General features: G+C 46.5%; 20 protein-coding genes and 1 pseudogene. All 21 read left to right on the top strand.

Features of this window, described 5'->3' with window-relative positions:
* Positions 1 to 276 precede the first annotated feature (276 nt).
* The 21 genes and pseudogenes from J2S00_RS07360 to J2S00_RS07260 all read left to right on the top strand — a co-directional run bounded on the left by J2S00_RS07360 (position 277) and on the right by J2S00_RS07260 (position 22,015).
* On the top strand, positions 277 to 1,653 hold the full coding sequence (locus J2S00_RS07360) for an FAD-binding oxidoreductase (protein WP_307337501.1): 1,377 nt from the start codon (positions 277 to 279) through the stop codon (positions 1,651 to 1,653).
* An 80-nt stretch (positions 1,654 to 1,733) separates the two neighbouring features.
* Complete coding sequence (locus J2S00_RS07355) at positions 1,734 to 2,048, top strand: YhdT family protein (RefSeq protein ID WP_307337498.1); 315 nt, start codon at positions 1,734 to 1,736, stop codon at positions 2,046 to 2,048.
* Positions 2,045 to 3,511 carry a sodium/pantothenate symporter gene (gene panF, locus J2S00_RS07350; RefSeq protein ID WP_307337495.1) on the top strand — a complete coding sequence of 489 codons (1,467 nt, stop codon included), beginning with the start codon at positions 2,045 to 2,047 and terminating at the stop codon, positions 3,509 to 3,511. Before J2S00_RS07355 ends, panF begins: the two co-directional genes overlap by 4 nt.
* An 80-nt stretch (positions 3,512 to 3,591) precedes the next feature.
* Positions 3,592 to 4,815, top strand: coding sequence for a M20 family metallopeptidase (locus J2S00_RS07345; protein ID WP_307337492.1), 1,224 nt, complete (start codon positions 3,592 to 3,594; stop codon positions 4,813 to 4,815).
* A 19-nt stretch (positions 4,816 to 4,834) separates the two neighbouring features.
* On the top strand, positions 4,835 to 5,593 hold the full coding sequence (locus J2S00_RS07340) for an SDR family NAD(P)-dependent oxidoreductase (protein ID WP_307337488.1): 759 nt from the start codon (positions 4,835 to 4,837) through the stop codon (positions 5,591 to 5,593).
* A gap of 53 nt (positions 5,594 to 5,646) precedes the next feature.
* Positions 5,647 to 7,122, top strand: coding sequence for an aldehyde dehydrogenase family protein (locus J2S00_RS07335; RefSeq protein ID WP_307337484.1), 1,476 nt, complete (start codon positions 5,647 to 5,649; stop codon positions 7,120 to 7,122).
* 180 nt (positions 7,123 to 7,302) lie between these two features.
* Positions 7,303 to 7,566, top strand: coding sequence for an AbrB/MazE/SpoVT family DNA-binding domain-containing protein (locus J2S00_RS07330; protein ID WP_307337481.1), 264 nt, complete (start codon positions 7,303 to 7,305; stop codon positions 7,564 to 7,566).
* A gap of 55 nt (positions 7,567 to 7,621) precedes the next feature.
* A complete protein-coding gene (locus J2S00_RS07325; RefSeq protein ID WP_370875846.1) occupies positions 7,622 to 7,966 on the top strand; it encodes a type II toxin-antitoxin system death-on-curing family toxin in 345 nt (114 codons plus the stop codon).
* Between the two features lie 40 nt (positions 7,967 to 8,006).
* Positions 8,007 to 8,579 carry a cysteine hydrolase family protein gene (locus J2S00_RS07320; protein ID WP_307337474.1) on the top strand — a complete coding sequence of 191 codons (573 nt, stop codon included), beginning with the start codon at positions 8,007 to 8,009 and terminating at the stop codon, positions 8,577 to 8,579.
* A 31-nt stretch (positions 8,580 to 8,610) separates the two neighbouring features.
* A complete protein-coding gene (locus tag J2S00_RS07315; RefSeq protein ID WP_307337471.1) occupies positions 8,611 to 9,816 on the top strand; it encodes a trans-sulfuration enzyme family protein in 1,206 nt (401 codons plus the stop codon).
* 554 nt (positions 9,817 to 10,370) lie between these two features.
* A complete protein-coding gene (locus tag J2S00_RS07310; protein ID WP_307337469.1) occupies positions 10,371 to 10,685 on the top strand; it encodes an L-rhamnose mutarotase in 315 nt (104 codons plus the stop codon).
* Positions 10,686 to 10,772: 87 nt separating this feature from the next.
* The gene (locus tag J2S00_RS07305; protein WP_307337467.1) at positions 10,773 to 12,275 is read left to right on the top strand and encodes an L-fucose/L-arabinose isomerase family protein; all 1,503 of its coding nucleotides are present in this window, start codon (positions 10,773 to 10,775) and stop codon (positions 12,273 to 12,275) included.
* A gap of 33 nt (positions 12,276 to 12,308) precedes the next feature.
* Positions 12,309 to 13,451: a sugar ABC transporter ATP-binding protein gene (locus tag J2S00_RS07300; protein WP_307337464.1), complete on the top strand. Its 1,143-nt coding sequence runs from the start codon at positions 12,309 to 12,311 to the stop codon at positions 13,449 to 13,451.
* Positions 13,452 to 13,479: 28 nt separating this feature from the next.
* A pseudogene (locus J2S00_RS07295) lies at positions 13,480 to 13,530 on the top strand (hypothetical protein); the annotation flags it as partial.
* Between the two features lie 12 nt (positions 13,531 to 13,542).
* The gene (locus J2S00_RS07290; RefSeq protein ID WP_307337461.1) at positions 13,543 to 13,833 is read left to right on the top strand and encodes a hypothetical protein; all 291 of its coding nucleotides are present in this window, start codon (positions 13,543 to 13,545) and stop codon (positions 13,831 to 13,833) included.
* Positions 13,834 to 13,855: 22 nt separating this feature from the next.
* Complete coding sequence (locus J2S00_RS07285; protein ID WP_307337459.1) at positions 13,856 to 14,863, top strand: ABC transporter permease; 1,008 nt, start codon at positions 13,856 to 13,858, stop codon at positions 14,861 to 14,863.
* 3 nt (positions 14,864 to 14,866) lie between these two features.
* The gene (locus J2S00_RS07280) at positions 14,867 to 15,841 is read left to right on the top strand and encodes an ABC transporter permease (protein ID WP_307337456.1); all 975 of its coding nucleotides are present in this window, start codon (positions 14,867 to 14,869) and stop codon (positions 15,839 to 15,841) included.
* Positions 15,842 to 15,925: 84 nt separating this feature from the next.
* Positions 15,926 to 16,984 carry a rhamnose ABC transporter substrate-binding protein gene (gene rhaS / locus J2S00_RS07275; RefSeq protein ID WP_307337453.1) on the top strand — a complete coding sequence of 353 codons (1,059 nt, stop codon included), beginning with the start codon at positions 15,926 to 15,928 and terminating at the stop codon, positions 16,982 to 16,984.
* Between the two features lie 231 nt (positions 16,985 to 17,215).
* Positions 17,216 to 19,282, top strand: coding sequence for a bifunctional aldolase/short-chain dehydrogenase (locus tag J2S00_RS07270; protein WP_307337450.1), 2,067 nt, complete (start codon positions 17,216 to 17,218; stop codon positions 19,280 to 19,282).
* A 46-nt stretch (positions 19,283 to 19,328) separates the two neighbouring features.
* Positions 19,329 to 20,549 (top strand): L-rhamnose isomerase, encoded by a 1,221-nt coding sequence (rhaI, locus tag J2S00_RS07265; protein ID WP_307337447.1) that lies wholly within the window; start codon positions 19,329 to 19,331, stop codon positions 20,547 to 20,549.
* Positions 20,546 to 22,015, top strand: coding sequence for a rhamnulokinase (locus tag J2S00_RS07260; RefSeq protein WP_307337443.1), 1,470 nt, complete (start codon positions 20,546 to 20,548; stop codon positions 22,013 to 22,015). The genes rhaI and J2S00_RS07260 overlap by 4 nt, the downstream gene beginning before the upstream one ends.
* Positions 22,016 to 22,049: the final 34 nt, after the last annotated feature.

Here is a 22,049-nt window from a genome sequence, read left to right as displayed (position 1 = left end):
AGATTGATCAGGATGTGTAACCGGTTACATAAGAGGTTACTTTTAGTAAAGCATAATGGCAGGCACTTTGTCAATACTTGGGCGGGAACCGGATTATGATTAAAAATTCTGCAACTTAAAGACTTGACCTGATTGTCAAACAATATTTAAATTTAAATATAATAAAATTAAGTCTATTTCCAAGCGAATGTGATTTCAGAAAAAACACCTTGTTTAAGAAGGACCTGTTGTATCCCGCTTCTTGACATTATTGGCAGAATTGGAGGTACAGATGACATGGATCTTGTAGCAGAACTGAAAAAAATAACAGCTGAGGACCGCGTCTCGACGAATGAGACTGTTCTTGACCGGCATAGCCAGGATGAGTCGTATCATCAACCCAGCCGGCCTGATGTGGTCGTTTTTCCCCTGAACACTCAAGAGGTCAGCGATATCTTGCGCTTTGCGAATCAACAGCGTATCCCTGTTGTGCCGTTTGGATTAGGAACGAGCCTGGAAGGACATGTGATCCCTTACCACAAAGGAATCACGATTGATTTTTCTATGATGAACAAAGTCCTGGAGGTTAGACCTGATGATTTTCTGGTTACCGTTCAGCCTGGTGTCACCCGTTCACAACTAAATAAAGAGTTAAAAAAGTATGGTCTGTTCTTTTCGGTAGATCCGGGTGCTGACGCTACGTTGGGGGGGATGGCCGCAACCAATGCCAGTGGCACCACTTCGGTACGTTATGGGGTGATGCGGGATCAGGTCCGTGATATGGAAGTGGTGCTGGCAGATGGAACGGTGATTCACACCGGAAACAAGGCGGCCAAGTCTTCCTCCGGATACCATTTAAACGGATTATTTGTGGGATCTGAAGGGACCTTGGGCTGTATCACAGAGCTAACCTTAAGAGTGTATGGTATTCCTGAACACATCATGGCTGCCAGGGCTTCCTTCCCTACGCTCGACCAAGCGGTACAAGCGGTGATCGGCATTTTGTCAGCTGGCATTCCCGTAGCCCGGGTGGAACTGGTTGATGAACAATCTGTGCGGCAGGTGAACCAATTCAGCGGCACTAGCTATAAGGAAGCGCCTACGTTATTCTTAGAATTCCATGGCAATGAAGACGGACTCAAGCAAGATGTCGCTTTTACCAAAGAGCTTGTTTTTGAAATGGGGTGTGATGATATTCAATTTGAAACAGATACAACGGGGCGCAACCGTCTGTGGGAGGCGCGTCATAATCTGGCTTATGCCTATGTACACAGCTTCCCAGGCAAAAAGATCATGGTCACAGATGTTTGCGTGCCCATTTCAGAACTGGCCGGCGCCATCCGCCGGGCCAGAGAGGTGGTGACAGAATCAGGGTTAAACGGTGGCATTCTGGGGCATGTGGGAGATGGCAATTATCATGTGGTATTGATGATTGACAGGCAAGACCCGGAAGAAATGCGCAAAGCGGAACAGGTGAATGAGCACATTGTTGAGGATGCTTTGGCCCGGGGCGGAACCTGCACTGGAGAACATGGTGTGGGTGTGGGTAAAAAGAAGTACCAAGAGAGGGAACATGGTCCTGCTGTACAGGTCATGGCTTCTATTAAACAAGCACTGGATCCCAACAATATTCTCAATCCGACCAAAATAGTGGATATTGACAGACAAAAATGAGACCAAGGGGTGTGGAATTCGGATAAATCATGTTCCCACCCTTTTTAACAATAGACAGAGTCCTTGAGAGGAGGATGAAGATGGCTGACAAGCCTAACAGCGATCAAGGATTGGACACCAAGTTTCAGGAAGATCCCCGTTTTAAGGTCTCCCACCGGGAGGCGATCATCGGCATTGTCATTGCTGTGGCCAATTTTATGTGGTGGTTTGCTTTTGCTTACGGTCTCGGTTCTAAACCGGTGGAGGAGTATACCTATATATTGGGGCTTCCTGCCTGGTTTTTCTTCAGTTGTGTCTTGGGATTCGTTGTCTTCAGTTGCATCGTTTTTCTGGCGGTTAAGTTTTTCTACAAGGAAGTGCCTTTGGATGACGATCAGGGAGGCGGTCTGAAGTGAACTGGCCGGTTGCCATTCCATTACTTGTGTTTTTAATTGTCGTCTTTGCCGTCGGAATTTATGCCTCCAAGCGGATCCAACAGGCGCCTGTTTTTTTGCAGGAATACTTTTTGGGCAGCCGGGAACTGGGAGGCTTGATGCTGGCCATGACCATGGTGGCCACCTATGGCAGTGCCAGCAGTTTTATTGGGGGGCCCGGTGTGGCCTATACGGTTGGTTTTGGCTGGGTTTTATTGGCCATGAGCCAGTTGGTCACCGGGTATTTTACTTTATCTGTGCTGGGTAAAAAGTTTGCGATTATGGCCCGTAAAATTAAGGCGGTCACTCTGGTAGATTTTGTGAAAGAACGCTATCAGAGCAAATGGGTGGTTCTGCTCTCTTCGGCCAGCATCATTATGTTTATGTTTGCCATCATGGCTGCCCAGTGGATTGGGGGAGGGCGCCTTATCCAGGCAGTGACCGGTCTTTCTTACACCGCTGCCTTGTTTATCTTCGCTGTGGTCGTGCTTGTCTATGTGGCTATCGGGGGCTTCCGGGCCGTGGCCATTACGGACACCATCCAAGGGATTGTCATGTTTTTTGGCACCATCTTGATCTTGATCGGCACCATCGTGGCTGGAGGAGGTGTATCCAATATTATCAGTGAGCTGGCTGCTGAAAATCCCAATCTGTTAACCCCATATGGCCATGAACAGCAATTATCGGCCATCTACGTCTCTTCATTCTGGATTTTGGTTGGGGTGGGGGTTGTTGGCTTGCCCCAGGTGGCTGTCCGTGCTATGGCCTATAAAAGCTCACAGGCGATGCACCGGGCTCTGATTATTGGCACCATTGTCGTGGGCCTGATCATGCTGGGCATGCATTTGGTGGGTGTATTTGGCCGGGCTGTTGTTCCGGGTATTGAAGTGGGTGATACGGTGATGCCCACCATTGCCATGGAAGTTCTGCCCGCATGGCTGGCTGGGGTCGTCTTGGCCGCGCCAATGGCTGCCATCATGTCCACAGTCGACTCCTTGCTGCTCCTGGTCAGCTCGTCCATTGTTAAGGATGTGTATGTGAACTATATTAAGCCGGAGGCAACAGAACAAACTGTTAAGCGTCTCAGTATCACCATCACTGCTGTTTTGGGCTTAATCGTCTTTTTCATGGCCGTCAATCCGCCTGACTTTTTGATCTGGCTGAATTTGTATGCCTTTGGAGGATTGCAGGCTGCCTTTATCTGGCCGATCATAATGGGTCTGTATTGGAAAAAAGGGAACAAATATGGCGCTCTAGCTTCCATCATCGTAGGCGTTTCAACTTATATTCTCTTTGATCTGTTTTGGAAAAATCCGTTGGGCATGCACGGTGTTGTCTTGCCCATTGTGCTAGGCTTCATCGGTTATGTGGCTGCCAGTTTGCTGACCCAACACCGCACTATGGCTCAGCAACAGGAGGTAGTGTCACGTTTCTGGGGAGCGTAGGGAAGAAGCAGGTGTCATAGAAGAGCAGATGTCATATCTGAAACAACAAGTCTTTCAACAGGGACAAAGGGGGCCATAGCATGTCCGTCTACACAGAACAGCGATTCCAACGGGATAAAGCCGAAGTGATCCGGCTGACACAAGACCTGGTACGTATTCCCAGTGTGTACCGGCCCGGTGATCCCGATGGAAACGAGAGCAAAGTGGCTCAATTTGTTTATGATTATCTAAAAAATTTGGGGTTGGAGGTCTATCTGGAACAAGTAGAACCTGGACGTCCTAATGTGATTGGCATCCTGGATTCCAAACGTCCAGGAAAAACCTTATTATTTGAGGGACATACTGATGTGGTCACAGAAGGGGATCCGTCAGCCTGGACATACCCTCCTTTTGAAGGACGCATTGCAGGAAACCGGATGTATGGCCGCGGCACAAACGATACCAAAGGCAATCTGGCTGCAGCCATTACGGCTGTTCACTCCATTATGCGGGATGGGGAAAGATTTAATGGGAAAATCATCCTTTGTGTGCCTTGTGATGAAGAAGGCATGATGAGTGGCATTAAGCATTTTATTGAACGGGGTTGGGCCAGAGGAGTGGATGGTGCCATTATTTGTGAACCGGAGGAAAATCACATCTGTATTGCTCAAAAGGGAGCCATGCGGGTTGTATTGAAAACCTTTGGCAAAATGGCCCATGGCGCCATTCCTTTGAGTGGTGTGAATCCCAATACACGCATGGCCCGTGTCATCTGTGAGCTGGAGAAGTTGGAAGAGAGGGAGAAACAACGTTGGGGTAAACACCCCCTGTTAGGCTGGCCCAGTATTACGCCTACTGTTTTGCGGGCCCCTGTGGAGGGAGAACCGCAAATTAATGTGGTCCCTGACCAGTGCCTGGCCACACTGGACATCCGCACCATACCTGGTCAGGATCACCAGACCTTAAGTGCAGAGATTCAAGGAGTACTGGACCGTTTAGCAGCTCTTGATCCTGATTTTAAGGCAGAGTTTGAGGTGATCGAGGACCGGCCGTGGACCAAAACGGACAAGGAGCAACCCATTGTGCAGGCCATTGCGGCAGCGTACACCCAGGTGACAGGCAGGCAGCCGGTCTATAACGGGGTACCTGGCGCTACAGATGGAACTTTTTTACATCTGGCTGGTGTACCCATTGTGACAACAGGAGCGGGGGACCGGGAAATCCCCCACCACATAGACGAGTATATTGATTTAGACGAACTAGCAGTAACAACCCAAATCTATCGTCAGGCGGCGCTTAAATTTTTAAATCAGGAATATGCATAACAAGCAGGGAGGATGACAAATGCGACTTGAGGGGAAAACAATGATTGTTGCCGGAGCAGGAGGAGGCATGGGGCTTAAAATCGTTGAGTTCTTTTTACGGGAAGGCGCTCAGGTAGCGGCGCTGGATTTAAATACGGATCCCCTTAAACAGGTGTTTAATGACATGGACGAAAGCCGTCTCATCATTGCCAAGGTGGATGTCACTTCTGAAACTGCCGTCACACAGGCTGTGCAAAAGGTTCATAACCAGTGGGGGAAAGTGAATGGGTTGGTACATGCGGCAGGTATTGCCCAGCCAGCCACTCCGGTCGAGGAAGTGAGTAAAGAAGAGTGGCATCGTATCATAGATGTTAATGTGACATCTGCCTTTTTGTTGAGCAAGGCGGTAGTACCCTATATGAAACAGCAACAGCAGGGAGTCATCATACCCATCGCTTCTATTTCCAGTCAGCGTCCTCGCCCGGGTCTGAATGCCTATATTGCTTCCAAGGGTGCGCTGGTCGCATTGGCACAGGCACTAGCCATTGAGTTGGCACCATTTAACATTCGTGTCAATGCCCTTAATCCTGGCCCTGCGGATACGCAGATGCTGGGTCAATTTACTGCTGCGGGGGCTGATGTTGAAGAAACGAAGGAATCAATCTATAGACAGAGTGTACCTCTGGGGCGGCTGATTAAACCGGAGGATATCGCTCATGCAGCCGTTTACCTTTGCTCTGATGAAGCTCAAATTGTGACCGGGGCCATCTTGAATGTAGATGGCGGCAGAGGATTATAGACGATATAGTGGATGATGATAGACAGCAGATCATAGATAGGAGGAATTTGACCATGGCTCAATCTTTAATAGATATTGGTACAATCCCTTCATTAATGTATATTAACGGCCAGTGGACTGAAAGTGTCAGCCAGAAAACCTTTGCTACAGTTGAGCCGGCCACCAGGGAAATGCTGGCCTCTGTTCCCCGGGGAGGGCAAGAGGATGTAGACCGGGCTGTGCAGGCGGCGAGGGAGACGTTTGAGTCTGCCCAGTGGCAGGAGATGAGAGCGGATGAGCGGGCTAGAAAGCTATGGCAAGTGGCCCAACTGATCCGCAAGGAAAAAGCAACATTGGCCAAGCTGGAGAGTCTGGATACGGGAAAACCTCTCTCCCAAGCCCAAGCCGATGTGGAAGCTGCTGCCCGTTACTTTGAATATTATGCGGGAATGGCCGATAAGATTTTTGGAGAGACCATTCCGGTCAGCCCGGGTATTTTAGACTACACGGTTCGGGAGCCAATCGGTGTTTCCGCCCATATTGTGCCCTGGAATTATCCCTTGCAGATTACAGGCAGAGGTGTGGCTGCTGCCATCGCCACGGGAAATACAGTGGTGATCAAACCCGCCGAAGATACCCCCTTGACTGCTTTGTACTTGGCTTATTTGGTGGAGCAAGCCGGTTTTCCTCCTGGTGTGTATAACGTGGTGACCGGCTATGGCCATGAAGCGGGCGATGCCCTGGCCAATCATCCGGATGTGGACCATATCACTTTTACGGGGTCTGTGCAAACGGGCAGTAAGGTGATGGCAGCGGCCAGCCGCAATATTAAACCGGTCACCATGGAGCTGGGCGGCAAATCTCCCAATATTCTCTTTGACGATTGTGACCAAGAGGAAGCGTTAAACTGGGTGGTCCGTTCCATTGTACAAAACGCCGGACAAACCTGCTCAGCTGGTTCCCGCCTCATTCTCCATAGAAACATCTATGATCAGTTTGTGGAGCAAGTGGTGCGGCGCATGGCCACATTAACTCTGGGCATTGGCATCAATAACCCTGATTTGGGGCCAATCATTAACGACAAACAGGGCAGCCGTATTGAACAGTTAGTGGAACAAGGCAAGCAGGAAGGAGCACGTATCCTGACCGGGGGAGAAAGAGTGCTTGTTGAGGAAGCACCACATGGTTTTTTCTTTAAACCGACGGTGGTGGAGGGCTTGGGGCCCGACAGTTGTCTGGCTCAGGAAGAGATATTTGGCCCTGTGCTGACGGTGTTTCTTTTTGAGGATGAAGAAGAGGCTGTTCAATTGGCTAATGGCACGCCGTACGGTTTGGTAACTGGGATTTGGACCAAGCAGATTGCCAGGGCCCACAGGATGGCCAAGAAGATCCGTGCCGGGCAGATTTTTATCAATAATTACGGAGCTGGCGGGGGCGTGGAGATGCCTTTTGGCGGCTACAAAAAAAGTGGTTTTGGCCGGGAAAAAGGCTTGGAAGCTCTGCGTAACTATACCCAGTTGAAAAATGTGGCGGTCAAGATTGGTGATTAAGGTATATAGAAAGGGAGTTTGTTTGATTTGAGAGTAGCCGTTGGCAGGTGTTGGCCAGCGGTTCTTTTTGGGATTGATTGAATGCTGCCAATATACATGTTATAATGTTATTACATATATATTGTATGAACGTATAAACAGCCACATTTTAAACTAAACTAAAAAGGAGATCAAAAGAGAATGGGTGTGAATGCGATGAGTAAAAAAGAGATTCGCAAAGTGACCCAAATGGGTAACAGTTTGGGTGTCGGCTTGCCAAAAGCGATCACTGATGCTTTTAACATTAAACGTGGGGATGAACTTGAATTTGAGGTTAAGGATGGGCAAATTATGATTACCAAAAAGGTCAAATGGGAAGATCAAGTGGATGCTGAGATGTTGGAAATGCTTACTGAAACCTTCGAAGAACACCATGAGGTATTAAAAAGACTTAAGGACAGATAACATGGCCACAAGGTATTTGAGTCCCAGAGATGTGGCAGTCATTCATTTTATGGCGATGAAGAAGTATGGAGAAGGTGAGCAAGCAGGAATCAAAGACCAAGGTTTGCTTGAATCAGCAGTCTACCGGCCCCAACAGACCGTATTTGGTCAAGAGGCTTACCCAACCTTATTTGAAAAGGCAGCTGCTTTGTTCGAATCGTTAGTAAGAAACCATCCTTTTTTTAACGGAAATAAGCGAACAGCATTTGTTGCTACCGACATCTTTTTAAAGAAAAATGGCTATAAGATCATACCCGATGATGATGAAAATGAAGTATTCATCGTCCTTGTGGCCAATGGGAACCTTGAATTTTCTGATATTATTGAATGGTTTAAACAGCATACTGAAGAATATCGATAGCGGATACTGTTAAAATTGTATTTGATGGGGAGTGAATGCCATGGAGGCGTTGATTATCATTGATTATACGCATGATTTTGTCGCTGACGACGGAAAGCTGACCTGCGGGGAGCCGGGGCAGGCCATTGAAGAGCGCATTACAGAGCTTACCAAGCAATTTGTGGAAAACGGCGACTACGTCGTCTTTGCCGTTGATGTCCATGATGAAGGGGATCCCTACCATCCTGAAACAAAGTTGTTTCCGCCCCACAATATCCGTGAGACAAAAGGGCGGGACCAGTACGGGGCGCTTGGAGCGTATTACGACACGATTAAAAACAATCCCCAATATCAGCAACAAATCTTATGGCTGGATAAAACCCGCTACAGTGCCTTTGCCGGTACCAACCTGGAGATTAAGTTAAGGGAGCGGGGAATCAACACTCTTCATTTAGTGGGCGTGTGCACGGATATTTGTGTGTTGCATACGGCTGTAGATGCGTATAACAAAGGATTTAACATCGTGGTGCACGAGGATGCGGTGCAAAGTTTCAACCAGGAAGGTCATCGCTGGGCAGTGGAGCATTTTAAGAGCTGCCTGGGAGCCAAAGTGGTGAGCGGCTGGAAGATATAGAATAAAATATAAAGAAAAGGTGTGAGTGAGTATGAACAAACATGATCCTCATGAGCAGTTCAATCTTGATGAACTCCGGGACGAAACCTTGGTGGTACATGGCGATGATTGGGTGACCAATGATGGCACGGTGGCTCCTGCCATTTATTACTCAGCCACGTTCCGTGCGCAAAATTCCGCCCAATTTGCGGAAATGGCCGGAACTTCCAGCCATCCCAGGTATTACACCCGATACGGTAATCCAGTACATGAGCGGGTTAAGAAGATAATGGCTGAGCTTGAAGGCACAGAAACCGCACTGGTAACCGGTTCCGGAATGGGGGCGATTGCCACAACTCTTCTTACGCTGGTCAGCGCAGGCGACCATGTGATCGCACAGACCAGGCATTATATGAGTACCGCCAAAATCATGGACGAGATGCTGCCTCGTTTTGGTGTCGAAGTGACATTGGTCGAGCAAGCCGACATCTCGGCCTTTGAAGCAGCGCTTCGACCTAATACAAAGCTTATCATGACGGAGTCGCCAGCCAATCCAACTTTGGTGATTACCGATCTGGCCGCCGTAGTGGAGCTGGCCCGCCCTCGTGGCATCCTCGTTGTGGCCGACAACACTTTCGCCTCACCGATCAATCAGCGTCCCCATGATCTGGGTGTGGATGTGGTCATTCACAGCGCAACCAAATATCTAGGCGGACACCATGATTTAACAGCGGGTGTGATCTGCACCAGCGAGGAGTTGGCAGAGCGTATTTGGCAGACGCATATCTCCATCGGTTCCGTTCTCTCGCCAATGGATGCCTGGTTGCTTTTGCGCGGTCTGCGTACACTTCCGTTAAGGATTGAACGCATTAACGCCAATGCCCTTGCCCTGGCCGAGTTTCTCGAGGCACAGCCGCAGATCGAGCAGGTGTATTACCCAGGTCTTACCAGCCATCCGCAACATGAGTTGGCGAAACGCCAGATGCGCGGTTTTGGGGCGGTGATTGCCCTTGCCATCAAAGGTGGGTATGAGGAGACGCAGCGCTTCGTCTCTGCATTAAAACTGATCCCTAATGCTGTCAGCCTGGGAGGGATTGATTCACTGGTGGTACATACAGCGGCGATGTGGGAAGGCGTCATGACCGAGGAGCAAATGCGTACTGCCGGGATTCCGCCCAATTACGTACGCTTATCAGTCGGCATCGAGCATATCGAGGACCTGAAGGCAGATGTGTTGCAAGCCCTGCAGGCAATTTGAGCACAAGCTTTGAACATTGTTTTTTGGTGTTCAAAAAAGGTCATTTTTCCATTCTCAGAAATGTCGAGAGCACCCCACGAAGACTTGACTCACACATCGTATATGGTCAGCTTTACCTGTACCACTCCCTTCTTAAAATAAAAAAGGGAGTGGTCACCTTCCACCCTGCATATGCAGTTGCCTCTCATATTAAGCCATTTTTCTATTATTATTCGTTTAATAAAAAATAATTTCCATAATCACTGAAAAGACAGTCTCCAATTGTGAAGGTTGCGGAGATAGGATAAAGATGTTAGCAGGGCAAGCGCATTTTAATAGAATGAGCAAGGGGCTGATCCAAGGTGATACCACCTATGGCTCAGCCTTTGTTGCTGAGTGACAATCTTTTTAAAATGTCTAACTTTTTTGGTATTAAAATATTGATTTTAAATCTAGTTCCATTTATAATTCAATATAAATAAAATCAAAAACAAACAAACAAAAACATAAAATAATATTATTTTAAATCAGAATTAAACAAAACAATTTCAAATTTTTCGGAGGGGGTAGGATTCTTGGAAAGAGTAGCTTTTGTATTGCGTATCAGAGAGAAAGATCAACAAGAGTACATCAAGCGGCATCAGGCTGTTTATCCAGAGTTGCTCCGAGCTTTTGAAGATGTTGGGATTAAGACGTACAGTATTTTTATGGATGGTGGAACATTGTTTGCTTATATGGAAGTAGAAAACTTTAATGAAGCTATGGCTAAACTGGAGAGGCATGAAGCCAATATTAGATGGCAAAAGTATATGTCTGATTTGTTAATTCAACATCATGATGGGGGAACGATAAAAGTGATTCCCGAAGTATTTCACTTTGAAGCAAAATGAATAGAGATTCTAGTCTTAGTCCAAAAATGTAAGCGATTACGATTCAAATTAAATTCCTTATTTAAAAAGCTGGGAGTGATAATCCAAATGTTCGATCCAATCAAACCGGCAAAAAAAGCGAGAGTGGGTTTATATTCTATCGGGCTTGAAGCTTACTGGAACCAGTTTGAAGGCTTAAGGGAAAGATTGCTAGAGTACGGGCAATTTATCGAGAATAAAATGCAAACATTTGGAGAGGTTTATAATTTTGGTCTTGTTGACACTGAAGGTAAAGCTCGGGAAGCAGGAGAGTGGTTTAACAAAAATAGTGTAGATATTATCTTTTGTCATTCAGCCACCTATTCCACCAGCGCAGCTGTGTTACCGGTTCATCAAATTTGTCAGAAACCTGTTATCATTCTTAATCTACAGCCTACTGAAAGAATTAATTATGCTCAAACAACCACAGGAGAGTGGTTGGCACATTGCGGTGCTTGTCCTGTTTCTGAGTTATCTAACGCCTTCAATCGGGCGGGTATTCCTTTCCGTGTCATTAATGGTTTGCTTGGTTTGGACTATACCCCTTCCATCTCCCTTACCAATGAGACGACTCATGAACGCCCTGAAGCTATCCGGGCATGGAAAGAAATTGAAGAATGGATACTTAGTGCAGGCGTTGCACGTACATTGCAACACAGCCGATTTGGATTTTTAGGTAATACCTATAACGGGATGTTAGATATGTACAGCGATTTTACGATGATACAAGCTCAAACAGGATTGCATGTTGAAATTTTGGAGATGTGTGATTTGGCCAAGTTCGTGGATGAAGTGACACCTACTGAAGTACGAAACAAAATGGAAGAGGTTAAGACTATGTTTGAAATCAGCGGGGATTCTCCAGCCGACCCCATTGCCAGAAAACCAACTGATGAACAAATGGAGTGGTCCTGTACGGTTGCAGTCGCTCAGGAAAAACTGGTTAAAGCGTATGATTTAGATTCCCTTACTTATTACTACCATGGTTCTCCCGGCAGTGAATATGAGAAGTTGCAGGCTGGATTTATCTTGGGGCATTCGCTACTAACAGCCAAAGGGATTCCTTGTTCCGGAGAAGGAGATCTTAAAACAGCTGTGGCCATGAAGATTTGCGATATTTTAGGACGGGGAGGCAGTTACTCAGAGATTGTAGTGGTTGACTATATTGACCAAACGATACTGTTGGGGCATGATGGTCCTTTTCATATTGCCATTTCCCAAGGTAAACCCATTTTAAGGGGCATGGGTTTGTATCACGGGAAGCAAGGTAGTGGAATTTCCGTAGAAGCAAAAGTAAGAACAGGACCGGTGACCACTTTAAATATCACCCAAACCGGAGAGGGAAAGCTGAAAATGATCATTAGTCAAGGCGAATCAACAAATGGCGAGATTATGCGAATCGGAAACACTCAAACACCCGTTAAGTTTCCCTTACATCCGGATGAGTATATGAGCCGTTGGTTTGCTGAGGCACCGACTCATCATTGTGCCTTGTCTATTGGACACAATGCCTCATTATTTGAAAAGGTGGCCGAGATTCTTGGTGTGGAATACGTCACCATTTGCCGGTAAAAAACGACAATAAGGAGATGGGAGTAGCGAGTCATGTCTGAATATGTTCTGGAATTGAAATCAATAAGCAAATCATTCCCAGGTGTAAAAGCTTTAGAGAATGTTCACTTTCGGCTAAAGCCAGGAGAGATACACGCTTTAATGGGGGAGAATGGAGCAGGTAAATCCACTTTTATCAAAATTATTACTGGAGTCCATTCTCCTGACGAGGGAGAAATCTATTTTAATGGGACAAAGGTGGAGATAAACAATCCTAAAGATGCGCAAAAATTAGGAATTGCAGCCATTTATCAGCATGTGACCTGCTTTCCAGACCTGACTGTAACTGAAAATATTTTTATGGGGCATGAAAGAATTGACAAATGGACAGGGCGATTGCTGTGGAAAGAAATGCATGAAAAGGCAAGAGAATTGTTACGTGAACTGGGAACTGATATTGACCCCAAAACACAAATGAGCGGGTTAAGTGTTGCCCAGCAACAAATTGTGGAGATTGCCAAAGCACTCTCTACAGAGGCCAAGATTATGATTATGGATGAACCGACAGCAGCGCTGTCAGCAAGAGAAAGTGAAGAGTTGTACCGGATTACAGAACAGATGAGAGATAAAGGAGTATCTGTGATTTTTATCACCCATAGATTTGAAGATATGTACAGGCTGGCCAGTCAAGTGACTGTCTTAAGGGATGGGAAATATATTGGGTCGTGGGGCGTTAATGATATTACTAAGGAAGAGTTGATCGTTGCCATGGTAGGGCGGGAAGTCACTCAACTTTACCCTAAAAAGGAAAACAAAATAGGAGAAGAGCTTTTGCGGGTGAAAGGTCTTGGTAAGACAGGTTTTTTTGCAGATGTAACTTTTACACTGCATCAGGGTGAAATTTTGGGTATTACGGGACTTGTTGGCGCAGGGCGAAGTGAAGTTTGTCAAGCTATTGCTGGCCTTACCCCTTATGATCGGGGAGCCATCTATTTGAGAGGAAAAAGGATTCAAATCACCAATCCGCTGCAGGCCATGGGTTTTGGAATTGGTTATTTACCAGAAGACAGACAGCAACAAGGTTTGATACTTGACTGGGGTTTAGATAAAAACATTACTTTATCTACATTGGGGAAATTTTCTAAACATGGGTGGTTAAAGGATAAAAGTGAGTCCAGTGTAGCCAAAAAAACTTAGTGAAAAACTTCAGGTTAAAGCTAATAGTATCTTTGATAAAGTCAGTTCTTTATCAGGGGGAAACCAGCAAAAAGTCGTTTTTGCCAAACTGTTGGCTGCTGACTTGGATATTATTATTCTTGATGAACCAACCAAGGGTGTCGACGTTGGTGCTAAATCAGCCATATATGAGATCATCAGTGATCTGGCAGCCCAAGGTTACGGGATTATTCTTGTTTCTTCAGAAATGCCGGAAGTGATCGGGATGAGTGATCGTATTGTGGTTATGCGTGAGGGCAGGGTGACCGCTACACTTAAGGCACAAGATGCCTCCCAAGAAACCATTTTAGAAGCCGCAATGATAAAAAACGCGGTCACTGGTGTGCAGGATACGGCAGTATAACATGTCAAAGTGGGGGACGTCAATGGCTGAAAAAATACTTGAAAGGACAACTATCAGTATCAGTATTGCTAAGTACAGGGAAGTTGGTTTGTTAGGTTTTATAGTCATACTTGCTGTTTTGATCCAACTGAGAAACCCGAGTTTTCTGACTTTGGATAATTTAAGGGACATGCTAACCAACACGGCTATTCTCAGCATTCTGGCTGTTGGTATGATGCTCGTGATTGTAACCAGGGGTATTGATTTGTCTGTTGGCGCAACATTGGCCTTATCGGGGATGATCACCGCGTTAACCGTCAGTTCTTATCCAGATCTGCCTGTCTTTATGGCCATTTTGCTTGGTATATTAGTGGGTATAATTTGTGGAAACGTTTTAGGTGTTCTTGTGGCTAAGGCTGGCATATTGCCTATCATTGCTACATTAGCCATGATGAACGTTTATCGCGGACTGACATTTATGATCAGCGGAGGTCAGTGGGTCAGTGCCAATGAAATGCCAGCCAGTTTCAAATCTATTGCCACAGGAAGCATCCTTGGCATCAATACACTGGTTTTCATTGCAATCATGGTCTATGTCATTTTCTACTACTTTGTTAACCACACCCGAACAGGAAGGCAGATTTATGCTGTGGGAAGCAATCCTGAATCAGCAAAGGTCAGTGGAATAAACAATACTAAAATTTTGTTTCTAGTTTATACCATTATGGGGGGGCTTGCCGGTTTGTCAGGTGTGTTGTGGGTCTCTAAATTTGCATCAGCTCAACCTGATACTGCAATGGGGTATGAATTAACGGTTATCGCTGCATGTGTTTTGGGTGGGGTTAGCATAGCCGGGGGAACAGGAAAAATATCAGGTGTACTTCTTGGTGCTTTACTTTTGGGGATTTTAAACAATGCATTGCCTCTGCTTAATGTTTCTCCATTCTGGCAAATGGCGATTCAAGGAGCCATAATTTTGGTTGCTGTACTTGTAAATGCTTTGGTTAAGAGAGGCGTAGAACGAAACAACCTGATGAGGAGGAAAATTTAGATCATGCAATCCAGAGTGCTCTTGGATAGTAAACAGATTAATTGGAAAACGCACTTTTTGCAGTGGGAATATATGCTGGTACTCGTCTTTATTATCGTGAACCTCAGTTTCTCTTTTTTGGCTCCCGGTTACTCAGATATTTACAATTTAAGGGATGCCACAATGACTTTTCTGGACAAAGCATTTATTGTTCTGGCCATGGTATTTGTCATTATTTTGGCTGATATTGATATTTCTGTTGCATCAATAGTGGCCGTTTCTTCGGTGACGATGGCCTATTTTTACAGCATGGGTGTCCCAATGAGTTTAGCTATTTTGATTTGTTTGGCGGTGGGTACACTATGTGGACTGTTTAACGGGTTGCTAATTGTTAAATTTAAAGAATTGTCGGCCGTAATCGTCACCTTGGTCACCATGATTTTATACCGTGGCATTGCTTACGTACTCCTTGAAGATCAAGCGATAGGCGGCTTCCCGGAATGGTTCAGTTTTTTGGGATGGGGGTATGTAGGACCGCTTCCATTTATTCTTATCGTGTTCGCCGTGTTTGCTGTTATATTTGCTCTTTTGCTGCATAAAACAACATTTGGCAGATATGTCTATGCTATAGGAAATAACCCAACAGCCAGCCGTTTTTCGGGTATTCAAGTAGACAAAATCAAATTGATTGTATTTACCCTTACAGGTCTGATGGCTGCTCTGACTGCATTATTCCTGACCTCCAAAATGGGGAGTACCCGTCCTAACATTGCCATGATGTACGAGCTTGAAGTTATTGCAATGGTTGTTCTGGGAGGTGTAAGCACTGCAGGTGGCAAAGGACGGATGATTGGCCCTATTATTGCTATCTTTTTAGTTGGTTTCTTGCGTTATGGCATGGGACTCCTCAATGTTGCTGCCCAAACGCAGCTGATTATCATTGGCTTATTACTCGTTATAGCTGTATCACTGACTAATCTGAGATGGGGCCGTGCTTAATTTCGAGAAATGCTTGATAAAAGATACAAAACAGCGCAAGCTGCTTTGTATAAAAAGTCAAATCTATTAAAGGGGGGTATCACAATGAGAAGGTGGCTGTTATTGACTCTATCATTTGTACTCATGCTGGGGCTGTTAGCCGCATGCGGTACGACAACCGATACTAACGACCAGGGGGACACTAAAAATGGCGGCGATAGCACCGGGGAAGAGAAGAAAAAGTATGCCATTATTTTTAAAAACACTGGTAATCCTTACGGCGAAAAACAGATGGAGGGATTTAAAAACGCGATTGAAGAACTTGGAGGAGAAGCGATCTTAAGAGCTCCTGACCAACCGACAGCAGAGGCTCAAATTCAAATTATTGAGGAGCTCATTGCTCAACAAGTGGATGCGATTGCTGTTGTGGCCAATGATCCTGATGCCCTTCAGCCTGCCCTTAAGAAAGCAATGGATCGGGGTATTAAGGTTCTTTCGCTAGACTCGGCCGTCAATACCCAGAGCCGGATGGTTCATGTTAACCAAGCAGACCCAGAGCGTATTGGACGTATTCAAATTGAAGCGATTCATGAAATGATTGGTGGAGAAGGTCAGATTGCCATTCTTAGTGCAACCTCTCAAGCAACGAATCAAAATTTGTGGATTGATTGGATGAAAAAAGAGCTGGAGGATCCAAAGTATGAAAATATTGAACTGGTCAAAATAGCCTATGGGGATGATCTTCGAGATAAAAGTGTGGCTGAAACTGAAGCCCTGTTAAGATCTTATCCTGATTTGAAGGGGATTATTGCTCCAACAACTGTTGGAATTGCAGCCGCAGGCAAAGTTTTAACAGATAAAGGTTTACAAGGAAAGGTTCAATTGACCGGTCTTGGACTTCCCAGCGAAATGGCGGAATACATTGAAAATGGGGTTTGCCAATGGATGTATTTGTGGAACCCAATCGATGTGGGGTATCTCTCTGGCTATGCTGCACACGCTCTAGTAGAGGGGATCATTACCGGAGAGCCAGGGGAATCATTTGATGCCGGCAGACTGGGCAAAAAAGAAGTTGTTGAAGATGGGGATGGCAGCCAGATCATGCTTGGTGACCCATTCAGATTTGATTCAAGTAACATTGATGAGTGGAAGGACGTTTATTAGAAGACCGTTATAAATAAATAATGAGGAGTCACAAAAATTCTGCATTTATTACAGACGGTGAAGCTTGGTCTGATCAGGCTTCCCCGTCCCTTTTTGCAGTAAGTTTTAATAGGGTTTCATAAAAATGCTAAATTTTTTTCAAATCTATGTTCAAAAATAAACAAAATAATTTAAAATAAAAAACATGTAAACAATCGCAAATAAAAACAAACAAAAGTCGGAGGTCATCATATGGTTAAAAATATGTGGGATAAGGAGAAAGCAGCAGGATTAACAGGCCTGGAAGAGCTGGTTTATCGTTCCAATTTACTGGGAATTGACCGCTCAGTGGCTAACTGGGGCGGAGGGAATACCTCTATGAAAACAACCGAGCTGGATTTCCGTCGCCGTGAAATTGAAGTCATGTGGGTTAAAGGCAGTGGTTCTGACCTGGCTACCATGAAGGCCAACAACTTCACCGGTCTAAGACTGGAGGATATCCGTCCTTTATTGGAGAGGGACGAGATGTCCGATGAAGAGATGGTGGCTTACCTTTCGCATTGTATGATTGATAGCACACACCCGCGGGCTTCAATTGAGACGTTGCTGCATGCTTTTCTGCCCTTCAAACATGTGGATCATACGCATCCTGACGCAATCATCAGCATTTGCTGTGCGGATAATGGCAAAGCCATTGCCGAAGAAATCTTTGGTGACCGCTTTGTTTGGGTGCCGTATGTCCGTCCCGGGTTTACCCTGTCAAAAATGATTGCTGAAGGGGTAAAAAATAACTCCAAGGCGGAATTGGTCCTGATGGAAAAACATGGCCTGGTGACCTGGGGAGAGACGGCTGAAGAGTGTTACCATAACACCATTTCCATTATTCAGGAGGCTGAACGGTATATCGAATCCCGGGTGGATGAGGAGAGGCTCTTTGGCGGAGCGAAGTACCAAGCGTTGCCGACTGAGGAGCGTAGAGCGGTACTGGCTGAGATTCTGCCTGTGATCCGCGGTGAGGTCAGTGGCCAGAAAAAGGCGATTGTCACCTTTGATGATGCAGAAAATGTGCTGCAGTTTGTGAACAGCCATGATGCGCCTGCGCTATCACAAGTGGGTGCCGCCTGCCCTGATCATCTCGTTCACACCAAACGGGTGCCTCTTTATATTGACTGGCATCCAGGGCAGGAAGACACGAAAACACTCATCAGCAAATTAAAAGAAGGCATCGCTCGCTTTAAGGAGGAATATCAACAATACTTTGAACGCAATAAAAACGAAGGTGACCAAATGGCCGAGCCTGCACCACGTGTAATCCTGATTCCTGGCCTGGGCATGATTAACACAGGAAAAAACTGGTTTATGTCCAAAGTGAGTGGTGCACTCTACCACCGGGCCATTGCCGTGATGAGAGGAGCCACCACCCTCGGGCGTTTTGTGTCGCTCAATGAAAAGGAATCTTATGATGTGGAGTACTGGCCACTCGAACTGTATAAGTTAAGCTTGGCTCCCCCTGAAAAAGAACTTTCCCGGCAGGTTGCCTTAGTGACCGGTGGAGCGGGAGGCATTGGCAGCGCCACCTGCCGCCGTCTGGTGGAAAAGGGGGCTCATGTTGTCATTGTCGACCTGAATGAGGAAGGGGCACAACAATTAGCAGAAGATCTTATTCAAACATACGGTGAGGGGCGGGCGATCGGTGTCAAAACTGATGTGACCAAGGAAGATCTGGTCGCCGGGGCATTCAAACAGGCAGTCTTAACCTATGGCGGCGTGGATATTGTGGTCAACAACGCAGGTTTGGCTACCTCCAGTCCATTGGACGAGACAACGCTAGAAGAATGGAAACTGAACATGGATGTCCTTAACACCGGTTACTTCCTGGTGGCCAGAGAGGCTTTCAAAATAATGAAGAAGCAATCCAGCGGTGGAAGCATGGTGTTTGTCGGCTCCAAAAACTCGGTTTATGCCGGCAAGCATGCCGCTGCCTACAGTGCAGCCAAAGCGGCCGAAGTCCATCTGGCCCGCTGCATCGCTGCTGAAGGGGGAGAGTTTGGTATCCGGGTCAATGCCGTTCTGCCTGATGCCGTCTTGCAAGGCTCAGCTATTTGGAACAGCAAATGGCGTGAAGAACGGGCCGCTGCCTATGGGATTAAACCTGACCAACTGGATGAATTTTACAGAGAACGCACCACGCTAAAGGTCAATGTTTTTCCAGAAGATGTGGCTGAAGCCATTCTGTTTTTCGCCTCTGATAGAGCGGCTAAAACAACCGGATGTATGCTGACCGTTGACGGAGGCGTGCCCGCTGCCTTTGTCCGGTAATAAAGCATATCTATACAGTTTTTGAGAGTAGAGGAGTGATTTTTAAATGCATGACAAGGCTTATGCCCTGTTTGAACAACAGCAGCAGGACAGAGGCATTGACCTTGAACAGGTCAAGCAGAAACTCAAGGCCTTAAAGATTGAAACGCCTTCTTGGGGGTACGGTGATTCGGGAACTCGGTTTAAAGTGTTCCAGCAGGTTGGGGTGCCCCGTAACCCGTTTGAGAAAATTGATGATGCGGCTCAGGTTCACCGCTTGACAGGCCTTTGTCCGGCAGTGGCGATTCATATCCCTTGGGACAAAGTGGACGACTATGAAAAATTAAAAGCGCATGCCCAGGCACAAGGCCTGTCCATTGGTGCTGTTAACCCCAATCTGTTTCAGGACGATGACTATATGTTCGGCAGCGTGACCAACTCCATTCCTCAAATCAGACAAAAGGCCATCAACCATCTGCTGGAGTGTGTGGAAATAGCCAAAGTGGTAGGCTCAAACACCATTAGTCTGTGGTTTGCCGACGGCAGCAATTACCCGGGACAGGTCAACATCCGCACCAGGAAACGTTGGATATTGGAAGCGTTGGCCGAACTGTACCAGGCATTAACTCCTGACATGCGCATGTTAATTGAATATAAATTTTTTGAGCCGGCTTTTTATCATACCGATCTGGCTGATTGGGGCATGGCCTACGATATGGCGCTTAAACTGGGGGAAAAGGCCCAGGTTTTGGTGGATACCGGCCATCATGCGCCAGGCACCAATGTAGAGCACATTGTGGCCTATTTGCTTGATGAGAAGAAATTGGGTGGCTTTCACTTTAACAGCAGAAAGTATGCCGATGATGATTTGATTGTAGGGACCATCAATCCGTATGAACTGTTTCTCATTTTTTATCAGATTTTGGACGCTGGTCAGGACGCTGATCCAGCCGTGCGGAAAACCGCTGAGAACATTGCCTACATGATCGACCAAAGTCATAATATTGAACCCAAAATCCCGGCTATGATCCGCTCCGTATTGAATGTCCAGACGCAGTATGCCAAGGCCTTGCTGATTAACTTTGACGAAGTCCGCCAGGCCCAAGAAAGGCAGGATGTTCTTGCTGCAGAACATGCCGTTCGCCAGGCGTTTGAACAGGATGTCACCCCGCTCTTGGCTGCGGTGCGGGAGGAGATGGGTGTACCGGTCGATCCCATGCAAGCTTATCTGGATAGCGGATATGCCGAAAAAATCGCCTCCAGAGGCAAAGGCGGGGCCAGCTGGTGATTACCTTAGCCTATGATTTGGGGGCCACAAGCGGCAGAGCGGTGGTGGGACGTTTTAATGGTGAGCGGCTGGATATTAAAGAGATTCACCGTTTTGCTAATGATCCCGTACAAGTGGGCTCCCACTTGTACTGGGATATATTGCGCATCTATCATGAACTGCAGCTAGGGTTGTTAAAGTGTAAATATGCAGGATATGATCACATCAGCAGCATGGCCATTGATTCATGGGCCATCGATTTCGGTCTCTTAGGTAAAAATGATGAACTGCTCGGCAATCCATACCATTATCGTGACCCGCAGACGGCAGGGATGATGGAAGAAGTAAGCCAGATAATCAGTAAAAAAGAACTTTTTAGCCGGACCGGAATCCAATTTATGCCAATCAATACCATTTACCATTTGTATGCTATGCGGAAGGCGGGTTCTCCTATTCTTGATCAGGCGGAGCATTTACTGATGATCCCAGATCTGTTACGCTTTTTTTTAACCGGTGAGAAGCAAAGTGAGTTTACCAATGCCACCACCACCCAACTGTTTAATGCCCGTTCCAAACAGTGGGATCAGCACATTATTGAGGCATTGGGCCTGCCAGGCCATATTTTTGGAGAAGTGAGCCAACCGGCCAAAATCAATGGACAGCTGAGATCTTCAGTCAGCCAGGATTTAGGTATGAACGCTATCCCCCTTGTGGCTGTGGCTGAACACGATACGGCTTCTGCTGTGGTGGCCGTACCAGCAGCCGATCAGGATTTTGCTTACCTGAGCTGTGGCACATGGTCTTTGTTAGGGACAGAAGTAACAGAGCCCGTTTTGACTGAACATGCGTTAAATTGGAATTTTACCAATGAGGGCGGTATCCACAACACCTACCGTTTGCTTAAAAATATCATGGGGTTGTGGATCATTGAAGAGTGTCGGCGTGTCTGGGCCAAAGAGGGAACAAATCTGTCTTATGAGCAGTTGATTAGACTGGCCCGGGATGCACAGCCATTCGTCTCCTTTATTGACCCGGATGATCACATGTTCTTAAAACCGAGCCATATGCCTGACCAAATCAAACAGTATTGTCAGCGTACCGGCCAGCCAGTACCCGAATCACAGGGAGAGATCATTAACTGTGTGTTAACCAGCCTGGCTTTAAAATATCGTCTCATTTTGGAACGGACGGAACAACTGGCCAACAAGTCGTTTGCTGGGTTACACATGGTAGGGGGAGGCATCAAGAACACGTTGTTATGCCAATATACCGCCAATGCCATAGGCCGGCCTGTTTGGGCGGGGCCTGTAGAAGCGACAGCAGTGGGGAATCTGCTGGTTCAATATATGGCTCAGGGACAGATTAACAGTTTGCAGGAAGCCCGGCTTGTGTCCAGACACTCCTATCCCGTCACCACATATGAACCAGAAGATCATGAACATTGGACAGAGGCGTACGCCAAATTTCGCGCAATGACAAAATGCTAACTTAAATCCATGACCAGGTTTAAAAGGGGAGGAT

Source organism: Caldalkalibacillus uzonensis, from assembly GCF_030814135.1.
Lineage (GTDB): Bacteria > Bacillota > Bacilli > Caldalkalibacillales > Caldalkalibacillaceae > Caldalkalibacillus > Caldalkalibacillus uzonensis.
The sequence above is the reverse complement of the archived record's forward strand: the minus strand, read 5'-3'. Positions and strand labels throughout refer to the sequence as shown.